Source organism: Sulfuricurvum sp. (assembly GCF_022759005.1).
GTDB lineage: Bacteria > Campylobacterota > Campylobacteria > Campylobacterales > Sulfurimonadaceae > Sulfuricurvum.
In genome coordinates, this window is the sequence record NZ_JAEMQA010000097.1 from 1 (window position 1) to 9,328 (window position 9,328).

Here is a 9,328-nt window from a genome sequence, read left to right on the forward strand (position 1 = left end):
TAATATTTTTTCCATCTTTTTGAATAAACTCAAAATCGACTCTATCACCAACGCTCAAAGGATGCGTCAACTCATGATCGATCACTTCAAAAGGCATATTCATGGAAGGCCACTTAAGTGCAGGAATCGGGTCATGAAAAATACGTAAACTTTCATGATTATCGGCGATCGATTTTACGGTTCCACTTGCATGAATCGTTTGTTCTGACATTACCGTATTGCTAGGGTGAGAATGATGTTCACCCATATCCATACCCCACATCATTGGGCTCACTGCCATTATGGCAATAGATAGAACACTAAGAATTTTTGTTTTCATAGACTCTCCTTTTTATCTTATAAGAGCAGTCTATCATACAAGACAATCTGCTCATTTAACCTAATAATAACAATATTAACAACGACTATCTGTGCATCAGTTATAATTTCACCTCTATTTCATTCAAAGGTCACACGTTGCGCGCTCTGTTTTTTCTTTTTTTCTCTACCTCTTTGTTTGCTCTCGTCACCATCGCACCCGTGGACATCGGTGCCAAACCCGGCTTAAGCGGCAACATTTCGGGATCACTCAGCTCCAAAAGCGGCAACACCGAAAACGATGAATACTCTCTAGGGTTACGTGCACAATACGATCAAGGGAGTGATTACGTCACATGGGGAGCACTAACCTATGATTACGGCAAATCCAACGGAACCAAAAACGAAGACAAAATCTACGCTCATCTGCGCTATATCCATGCCATAGATGATGCCAAAATTTGGACAAGCGAGTTTTTCGTCCAAACCGAACGGGACAAATTCAAAGATATCAACGAACGCTCTCTCCTTGGTGCAGGTTTACGCTGGCGATTTCTCAATTCCGAAGAGTGGGGAAAAGCGTATGCTGGATTTGATGCAATGTTGGAACAAATCGATTATGCCCATCCGCTAATCAATCCGAATGAAAATAACAGCCGTCTTAACAGCTATCTTGCATGGACCCAAACCTTTACCAACACGACCAAGCTCAGTTTCTTGGGTTATTTTCAACCGAAGTTCAACGATACCTCCGATTTCGTCTCGTTGCAAACGTTGGAGCTGATCGTACCGATTTACGGAAAACTCAATCTTACCCTCACGGCAAAATACGGTTATGACAGCGCTCCTGCGGTGAATGTCAAAAAAGCTGACAGTGCCTACGTCACCAGTCTGCTTTGGTCGTTTTAGTCAAAACACTATTTTGCTACAATGTCTCTTATGAATAAAACGAGCCATTGTATCTACTGCAAACACCGTCTCTATCAACTTGGCGACGGTATGGTCAAATGCTCCGTCTGCAAAAAAAAATACAGCCCCGCACGGATCAATCAAATCAAAAATATTCTCGATGCTTTTTGTCACGACGAAAATGCCCATTCTGCATCCAAATCGCTTGATCTCAGCTATGTCGGCGTCCTGAATTACTATCAAAAATTTCGTCGCTTATGTGCCCAATACTGTGAAGAGCAGTATCATCAGAATCGTAGTGCCGATTCCCAATACGAAGAGTATCTTTACATTGAAAAATCAAAAAGGGGGGATAAATCGGCCATTTTCGATGCCCATAATTTTCTCACCTTCAGCTACGGTGAAAAAGTCTATACTCTGCTCATGCCCTCTCTAGGGATGTTCAAACAGCAATTTGTAGCCGATAATCTCGAAGAGATCTATCATAAAGAGTTTTCAAAATTTATGCGAACCAGCAAAATCATCAAGATTTCCGAACATGACAATGCGATCACCAAATTTTGGCACTATTTTGAACACTTTATTACTGCTTTTAAAGGGGTAAGCACTGAGCACTTCCCCTACTACCTAAAAGAGGCAGAGTTTAAATTCAATACCCCTCTTGAAAAACGTTCCGAAATTTTAGAGCAGCTCTATTTTCGCCCTACCGTGTAGGATATTTAAACTCGTCGATAATTGTTTCCAAACTTTTTTGCGATTCGTTTTGTTTTGAACTGATATTTATAGTTTTTAAGGTGTTAATAACTGTATTTATATAGTCGTTGAATCGTTGTGTTAATGTCTTACTCAGCCCCATGTGAAACGTGATACTTTTGGGGATAATCCCAATAACGTTCGATTCGGGGAGCGAATGCCCCATCAGCTCCATCATATCCAAACACTGCATCACCCCCACTTCGTGAGCCCCTCCGCTATTGAGCCCATAACCGCTGAGTTCATAGGAGGGGATATTGTAGACACTTCCCGCTTCATCGTCGAGGTTGATCGTATCGAGGATAATGATACGCTCATGCTCCATAAAGAGGTTGAGCAGATTGATCCCCTCGACTCCGCCGTTAATGATCTCTATGTCAGGGGTGAAGGTATAGTTGGCGTTTAGATAGGCACACGCGTAAATCCCGACGCCGTCATCCTCTTCTAGAACATTGCCGACCCCTAATACTACCGTACTCATCAGAAACCCTTGGAGTGTTCGATGCTCGGATTGGCGAACTGCTCGATGATCTCATCCAAACTCATGACCTCACTTTTAGGTGTAGCGGTGATACCGCATTTGGCGAGTTGCTCTACGATTATCTCGATGTAGCTCTCCCAATGCGCACGCAAGGCAGGAGTCACATCGACACAGACGCTGATGATATCTTCGGGGACGATACTCACCATCGTGGTTTGCGCACAGTGTGACGCCATTGAACAGATTTGAAGCATCTCGGTAATCTCTACTTCGTTCGCCGTCTTTTTAATCCCCTGATGCCCTATCAGCTCATCACCGCTCATCACCACTATCGTCCCTGCCGCCAACGCATCATCGGAGCTGGTATTGACGATCATGACATGCTCATACTCTTGGAGCAGTGGCATCAAACGAAATCCCAGCGTCCCCCCATCGACGACATCGAGCGGCGGCTCATACGTGAAGTTCTCTTTGAAGTATTTACCGGCATACAACCCGATCCCCTCATCCATAAAAAATGCGTTCCCTGAACCGATCAGAGCTACTTTAGCGTTCATGAATTTCCTTTTGTAATTTTTGATATCACTTTCCGAGCAAAGCCCGAAAAGTGGCAGGGACAAATGTCCCTACAACCCCCTAAAGCTATCCGCATCTTCCGGATGCGGAAGATTATGCAAAGTATAATAAAGTTGACCCAATGCAATCGAGCCGTCATTAATCGGCGTTTGCTGTTGGGCATAAAAGGCTCTTGCTTCAAATCGGCGATAGAGTCGGCTCATCAATGCGCGGTTTTGAAACACGCCGCCGCCGATAACGATCGGTAATTCGGGATGCATATGTGCAAAATGCTCCATGATGACTTCAAGTGTTGAGAGAAAACGGCTCGCAATCTGGGTTTTATCCCCTTTGAGGGAGATGATCTCTTTCACCATTTTAGACACATCAATCACACCGTTTTGAATCTCAAATGCGAATGGTTCGATGATGGAATCATCGACAAACGATTCCATCATCATACCCCCCTGCCCCTCATAATCAAGACTCTGAACAAACCCGCCCAACGACGCCACCGCATCAAATAGCCGACCCATTGAAGAGCTTCGCGGAGCATTGATATTTTTACTCCACATATGATGCAGAGTTCGGATCTCGTGGGGTAAAAAGGCTTCAACCGTAGGGGATTTCAGATTCATTACCTCACCCAGACTAAAACACTCAAACAACAGCGATAGGGCAATCCGTCGTGGCTCCTTGATCGCTTTGTCTCCACCCAAAAGGGCAACAGGTTTGAGATGTCCAACGCGCTCATAGCCATGTGCATCGGCGATCACCACCTCTCCACCCCACAGGCTCCCGTCCTCTCCGTATCCCGTACCGTCATACGCAAAACCGAGCACTTTTTCACTCAATCCATACTCTGCCATGCACGCGAGAATATGGGCATAATGGTGCTGAATGCCGTAATGCTCTTTTTTTTGCTCCTGTGCATACACGCTTGTGCTGTAGTGAGGATGGAGATCGTGCACCAAAAGGTTCGGTTCCGCCTCGTAAAAGCGTTTAAAGGTCTGCACCGTCCGCTCAAAATAGCTATCGGCTTCGACACTTCCCAAATCGCCGATATGACCGCTGAGGATCATATTCTCTTTCACCCCCAAAGCAATCGCGCTCTTTTGATGAGCACCGAGGGCTAAGATGGCTTTGTCGGAAGAGCATTGCAACGCAATCGTATGTGGGGCAAATCCGCGCCCCATTCGGAGCATGACCACACGCCCTTCGGCAATTTGGATCACCGCATCATCGAGGGCATTGATAATGGTACGGTCATGATCGAGGATTCCGTCCACGACATGACCAAGGCGATTGACAATTTCGGATGATCGGATCATAATCGGCTCATCGCTAATATTGGCACTCGTCGCAACGAGGGGGAATTCGATCCGCTCAAACAACAACCGATGAAGCGGGGTATAGGGGAGAAAGACGCCGAGACGATCGATATAGGGGGCAACCAAGGATGAGAGGTTCGTCTCTTTTTTTGCATCCACAATCACGATAGGCTTGTGTGATCCCGTAATATGGCTTTTTTCCACTTGATTGATCGATACATACGTTTCAAGTTGCTTTATCGAGCCGAACATCACGGCGAGGGGTTTGGACTTGCGGTGTTTGCGTCGACGCAATTCCCCTATGGCACTATCTGAAGTGGCATCGCACATCAGATGAAATCCCCCCAACCCTTTGAGAGCAATGATTTTCCCTGATTTGAGCATGTCTACGGCAAGCGCAATTGGATCACCAACTATCTCATCTCCGCGATTATCCAAAAAGGTGAGTTTCGGACCGCACTCTGAACAGCTGATAGGTTCAGCATGATAACGGCGTGACGCGGGATCAGTGTACTCGGCGGCACACTTAGGGCACATCGTAAAATGCTTCATCGAGGTGCGGACGCGATCATAGGGAGGAGTTTGGATGATGGTGTAGCGGGGACCACAATCGGTACAGTTGATAAACGGATAACGGTATCGGCGATTGAGCGGATCGTCCATCTCGGCTTGACACGCCGGACAGAGAGCCGTATCAAGAGGGATAGCGACACTGCTTTTACCCAAAGCGCTCTCACGGATCTCAAAATCACTATAGTCTGTCGCTTCGCACTCTTCAACGCTCATCAAGTCGATACGGGCACTGCCTGGGAGGTTTTCTCTCAACGCTTTTATAAACGACTCACACTGCGTCCCGTGTGCTTCGATCACGACACCCTCTGGAGTATTGCAGACAAATCCGCGAATACCATAACGGGTTGCTTCACGATAGACAAACGGACGAAATCCAACCCCTTGCACTATCCCTTTGATCGTAATAAAAAGAGTGTTCATAAATCATTCTTTGGGGTTGCAAGGGTGAAAAGCGTCAAAAAAGCCAACTGCTTGGCTTTTTTAGCTTTGGAACCCATACCGATGTACAAAGTACCGGTTGGGCGTCCCTGCCACATTGCGGGCTTTGCTCGTAATGTGTTTATTAATTTATAAAAAACTACCGCCGACAACGCAATTTTCCTTCCCGATTGGATAACTCGTATTCATCAAAACCGGCGTATTTTTCAAATTTCTTTGCAACCGGCTAAAGAGCGATTGCCCCGCAAAGTACGATCCGCACAACACTATCTCCGTTGCTTTGGTTTTCCCTTTGATCTCAGTGAGCAATTCGCTGAAATAGTCTCCGAAAGATTCGAAGATAGAATAGCTCAAATAGACTGAACCTACGTCTGCAAGACGGTAACTGATGATACTGGCTAAAAAAGCGACATGATCAAATCGGTTATCATTTACTTTGGTATCGATTTGAAGCCCCCCTTTACCGATGAACTTCAACGCCTCTTTCATAACCCCCTCAAAACTCTCTTCTTCAAGTCCCAAGATCATCGCCGTTGCTTCAAACAATGTCGCGTTGTTTTGTTCAATACGGAGCAAAACATCGAACAAGGCAGGATGATTTTTTTCGACGTTTTCAATAAGGCGATCCGATCCCTCACGCAATGTTTTCAGCGCATCGATCAGCCCTATTGAGCTAAAGTGCTTCGGAGGGACGACGCGGATCACTTTTTTACCGTCATAATAGAGAAACGACGGTTCTCCCTCGAAATAGGCACCGACTACTTTGGAGCCGAATTTATTATGTTCGGCGATCACCGACATAAACGAAGCTTCATCCGCTCCCATCGTGTGAAAATTATTCGATTGCACGGAGGGTTCTTCGTTTTCGAGCTGATTGACTTTGAACGTCGATGCCGACTCAAATCGCCCTATTTGATCAAACAAAATACCTCGATCGTCTCTAATCCCCACCAATCCGTGGGCAATACTGAGGGTATCGGTACCATAAGGAAGTCGTGAAGGAAATGATACCCTCTCACCCGAAGCGATAAATTTAACGTCTTTATTGATAAAAAGTCTCATGTCACTTTGATGATTGAGTTCAATATCAAAATCCATCACAAAGTCAGCTTCGCACGGGTGTTCCAACGCTTCATATACGATGGTATCAAGTCCTAAAAGGGTGAGCTCTTTGGCAAGCAGTATCGAAAATCCCTCATCCGGATATTTAACATCGACCGATACACCGAACGTCTCGCGAAGAGCCTCATCTTTGAGTGCAACGTGTAAGATCGGGCGCTCGATACTCAGCAATGCGTTAAATTCATCATTGATCAGTGAACAGTACTCGGTGATTTTCATCGCATTGGCAAGCATCAATACCGCACCGGGTTTCAATCTCTCAGCACGATAAAACAAGCGATACCCCATGGTCGTTTTAACAAGGAGGGTTTTATTGTCCCTCACTGCCTTGGCCGCAACCTCAAACATTGTCCGAAAACTGCCCGCATCGTTTGCGTAGCGTTCTTTATCTTTATGGAGAAGCTTGACCGGTATTCCGCACGAGTGACAGGAATTGAGCACCTGTTTTTCACGTCGTCCCGCATTTTGTGCTTCCTCTGCACACGTTGGACACGGTTTTATATACGAAAGGGTCGTATTGTCACGTACATAAGGGTACTTTTCGAAAAATGCATACTGCCCCCCGCAATGGGTACAGTGAGTAAAAGGGTAATAGTAGCGTTTCGAGGAAGGATCAAACATCTCTTTTTGGCATAAGGGACAAAGTCCCAGCGATACTGGATACTCTACCTCGAAATCGGGAACGGATTCAGGTTCCCCCTCTAACTCGTAATATTCCGACTTGCTCATAAAACAGGATGCGGGAAGCGATGAAGCAATCTCTTCCAAACACGCCTGAAGTTTTTCGTCTGTACTCTCGAACGCGCAAATAATTTTATTTTTTTGCTGATGGACCACTGCTTTAAGTCCGAAACATCGAATAATCGAAATGATGTAATTTTTAATCGTGGGTTGGGAAAACGGAGCAACTAACTCCAATGCGAATGCCATAAGTGACCTTTGATAATAAAGTATAGTACTTTGACCACATTCATATTTGAAAGTGATAAAAAGACTATGATTCTTTCGTCACTCCCGCGTAGGCGGGAGTCTAGCTGGATTCCCGCCTACGCGGGAATGACGAGATATTGGTACTTAATTTTCTTTGACAAACTTCGATCCACCGATAACGATAGCGATATCTGCCTCTTTCCAGAAAATAGTTCTCCAGATTTGGTAGTAGATATGAAATACCACCCAGCAAAGGATAATCCACATCGTCATGTGATGTGCAATACGAACATCCATCAATGTCCCGCCGCATACCGGAATCGTCCAATCTGTCACGAGATGAAGCATCCATGGCCACCATGAACCGATTGAACTCATTCCTGATTCCAATCCATGTACGTACATTTGAAGACCGGTCAACAACATCCATCCTAAAAGCAGATGGAAAATCGTAAAATAAACCGTATTAAAGCTATCCGCATGAGATGAATCAAACTCTTTTTTACGGTTCAACGTCAATAAATTCAACAAGACTGCTTTAAATTCAGCGATATTTTTCCCGTTCGGAATGACTTTTTTATACGGTTTTTCAAAACGGCTAAAAAAGTACAGATACGCGATAATGACTGACGTAACATCAAAAATAATCGCAATAATAAAATGACCGTAACGGTTCCACGCCATCACGTACTTATCCACCGCACCATCGGCGATAAATGTTTGATAGTACGGGTGTCCGATATATAGACCCGTCACGACGGCACCGATCATAGAAATCGCATTCACCCAGTGGATGATGCGCATTGCGGGTGTCATACGTTTGACTTGTTTATAAGCCTGTTTCATATTTAGCTCCTTAGATACTGCAAGAGGTATCTACTTTGTAAACAGCAAGCTCTTTACCTTTGGTGTCGACAACGTGAACCGCACACGCGATACATGGGTCAAAACTGTGGATGGTGCGGATGATTTCCAACGGTTGTTCAGGGTTGGCTACTTTAGTCCCGATCAAACTTGCTTCATACGCACCGAGACGGTTTTTATGGTCGCGCGGCGCTGCATTCCATGTAGATGGAACGATTGCTTGATAGTTTGCTACTTTTCCGTTTTCGATACGTACCCAGTGACCGAGTGCTCCACGCGGAGCTTCTGCCATACCGCGACCTTTTGCGTTAACGCTGACTTTATCGAAATCAAAATCGGTCCATGTCGATTTGTCACCTGCAAGAACGTTTGCAGTCAACTCATCAATCCATTCAACCATGACATCTGACATCAAATTCGTCTCGATCGCACGGGCTGCCGTACGTCCAACCGTACTGAAAAGAACAGCGATAGGAAGCTTTCCGCGTTCCAAGAACTCTGTTACATATTTGGTAATACGTTTGTCTTTTGCAGCTACCCCGATAACCATACGCGCCAACGGCCCCACTTCAACACGGGTGTCGTCATACAACGGTGATTTAATCCAGCTGTATTTCTCTTTTGTTTTCAAGTATGCCATACCGTCATCGCGGCGATCCAATCCTGTATATTCAGGAATGGTTTGACCTTCGTACGGATGAAGAGGTTTAGAGCCTTTGTACCATGAGTGGGTGACGTCTTCGGCAATTTTCTCTTGATCCAACGGAACAACTTTGGAGATGTCTCCGCCGAGAACTACCCCGCTTGGGAAAAGAAGGGCTGATTTGTAAAAACCGGTATCATCAAGACGGAAATCACCGTAACTCATAAAGTTGAGAAGACCGCCGCCGGTTCCACCGACCCCTTTGCCGCCCATTAACTCGCTGAACGTCGCTTTTGAATCCGTTGCTTCGCCTGCATACATGGTTCCCGCCATATAGATATCCGGTAAGTACGCTTGCTTGACAAATTTACGAGCATCTAAAAGCAATTGTTTAAAGAGTGCAAGACGTGCAGGATTTTGAATATCTTGTAC

The 9,328-nt window shown here is 45.4% G+C and carries 9 protein-coding genes; 2 read left to right on the forward strand and 7 right to left on the reverse strand.

Annotated elements, in window-relative coordinates; translation table 11 throughout:
* A partial coding sequence (locus JHC35_RS06400) for a copper-binding protein (protein WP_295043126.1) occupies positions 1 to 319 on the reverse strand: 319 nt, incomplete at its 3' end.
* A gap of 137 nt (positions 320 to 456) precedes the next feature.
* Here JHC35_RS06400 and JHC35_RS06405 point away from each other — a divergent pair.
* Positions 457 to 1,206 (forward strand): DUF481 domain-containing protein, encoded by a 750-nt coding sequence (locus tag JHC35_RS06405; RefSeq protein WP_295043127.1) that lies wholly within the window; start codon positions 457 to 459, stop codon positions 1,204 to 1,206.
* Between the two features lie 30 nt (positions 1,207 to 1,236).
* Positions 1,237 to 1,920, forward strand: coding sequence for a transposase (locus JHC35_RS06410; RefSeq protein WP_295043128.1), 684 nt, complete (start codon positions 1,237 to 1,239; stop codon positions 1,918 to 1,920).
* Here the strand turns inward: JHC35_RS06410 and JHC35_RS06415 are convergent.
* The 6 genes from JHC35_RS06415 to JHC35_RS06440 all read right to left on the reverse strand — a co-directional run.
* Positions 1,910 to 2,440, reverse strand: coding sequence for a HyaD/HybD family hydrogenase maturation endopeptidase (locus tag JHC35_RS06415; RefSeq protein ID WP_295043129.1), 531 nt, complete (start codon positions 2,438 to 2,440; stop codon positions 1,910 to 1,912). The genes JHC35_RS06410 and JHC35_RS06415 overlap by 11 nt on opposite strands.
* Positions 2,440 to 2,997: a hydrogenase maturation protease gene (locus JHC35_RS06420; RefSeq protein ID WP_295043131.1), complete on the reverse strand. Its 558-nt coding sequence runs from the start codon at positions 2,995 to 2,997 to the stop codon at positions 2,440 to 2,442. The genes JHC35_RS06415 and JHC35_RS06420 overlap by 1 nt, the downstream gene beginning before the upstream one ends.
* A gap of 69 nt (positions 2,998 to 3,066) precedes the next feature.
* Entirely contained in the window at positions 3,067 to 5,319 is a 2,253-nt protein-coding gene (gene hypF / locus JHC35_RS06425; protein WP_295043133.1) for a carbamoyltransferase HypF, read from the reverse strand.
* 147 nt (positions 5,320 to 5,466) lie between these two features.
* Positions 5,467 to 7,389, reverse strand: a complete 1,923-nt coding sequence (locus tag JHC35_RS06430; RefSeq protein WP_295043135.1) for a hypothetical protein — start codon at positions 7,387 to 7,389, stop codon at positions 5,467 to 5,469.
* 144 nt (positions 7,390 to 7,533) lie between these two features.
* Positions 7,534 to 8,235 (reverse strand): cytochrome b/b6 domain-containing protein, encoded by a 702-nt coding sequence (locus JHC35_RS06435; protein WP_295043137.1) that lies wholly within the window; start codon positions 8,233 to 8,235, stop codon positions 7,534 to 7,536.
* Between the two features lie 10 nt (positions 8,236 to 8,245).
* Positions 8,246 to 9,328, reverse strand: a 1,083-nt coding sequence (locus JHC35_RS06440) for a nickel-dependent hydrogenase large subunit (RefSeq protein ID WP_295043139.1), incomplete at its 5' end; no start/stop codon positions are given.